The organism is Actinopolymorpha sp. B17G11, from assembly GCF_040196095.1.
Lineage (GTDB): Bacteria > Actinomycetota > Actinomycetes > Propionibacteriales > Actinopolymorphaceae > Thermasporomyces.
On record NZ_JBEFTW010000100.1, the window covers coordinates 1 to 1,158 of the forward strand.

At 67.1% G+C, this 1,158-nt stretch carries 1 protein-coding gene; it reads right to left on the minus strand.

Going from position 1 to position 1,158, the window contains the following annotated elements; genetic code table 11:
* Positions 1-57 precede the first annotated feature (57 nt).
* Positions 58-1,050 carry a helix-turn-helix domain-containing protein gene (locus ABN028_RS35160; protein ID WP_349699664.1) on the minus strand — a complete coding sequence of 331 codons (993 nt, stop codon included), beginning with the start codon at positions 1,048-1,050 and terminating at the stop codon, positions 58-60.
* Between the last annotated feature and the right edge of the window lie 108 nt (positions 1,051-1,158).

Genomic DNA, 1,158 nt, shown 5'->3' on the forward strand with positions numbered 1-1,158 from the left:
CTTCCGGATCACGGGTTGGGGTGACAGGTCGGCGTCTCTGAGACGCTTGGTTGGTTGTCAGGCTGCAGTCTGTCGGATCCGGCGCCGTAGGTGTTTCTTGACTTGTAGTGGTGTGCGGCCGGCCATGTAGTCGGAGTGGATGGGGCGGTGGTGGTTGTAGTCGACCAGCCATGCCTGCAGGGATCGGTCCAGTAGGGCGAGGTCGTCGACTCGGCCGCGGTGGAAGTGGGGCCGGTAGAACTCGCGGAGCACGGTGCCGTGGAACCGTTCGCAGACTGCGTTGTGGTTGGGCGATCTGGGCGGGATCCGATGGTGGAACAACCCCAGCTGGGCTGCGTGGCCGGTGAAGTCCTTCCCGGTGAATTCCGGCCCGTTGTCGGTGAGCACCCCGGCCATGGTGATGCCGTGCTTGCGCAGCGCCTTGGTGAGATGGTCCAGGAACCGCGCGGCCACGGCAGCGGTCTTGTCCCCGACGATCAACTCCACGACCGCGGTCCGGGTGGCCACGTCGACCGCGGTGAGCTGCCAGACCGCCCCGATCCCTTTGAGCCGCCCGACGTAGAACGTGTCCAAGGCGACCACTTGGCCCGGTGCGGCGGCGTACAGGCAGAACCCGTACGGGCCCTGAAGCGCCTGGGCGGTGATCAGCCCGGTCTCGGCCGCGGTCAGGCTCGCCAACGCGGCGACACGCTGTTTGGCGAGTCCAAGCCGGTGTCGAGCCAGCACCTTGGCCACACCGGAGGCGGACCGATCCACCCCGCGGACCCGCAGGTGCCGCAGCAGCGACTTCGGGCCCAGGGTGGGCCGGGCGATGGCCTCGGACAAGATGACCGCGACCTCCTCGCTGCTCATCGCATTGGGCTGATGCGGCTTGCGCCGCGGCCGGGGCAGCAGAGCCGACAAGCCGTACCGCTCAGCCTTGTTCAGCCACTCGTAGTAGGTCTTGCGGGAGACACCGAACACCCGGCACGCCTCGGCGACATTACCGATCCTGGCGGCATACTCGATGATCCGGACACGACGGTCGTAGACAATGTTCTCGTGGGCCACGGGACGGCTCCCTCTCTAGATCTCAGCAATCCAGAGACTGCCTCCCGTGGCCCACACCCGCACGCAGGCTGGCCGAGCCAGGTGTCACCCCAACCCGTGATCCGGAAG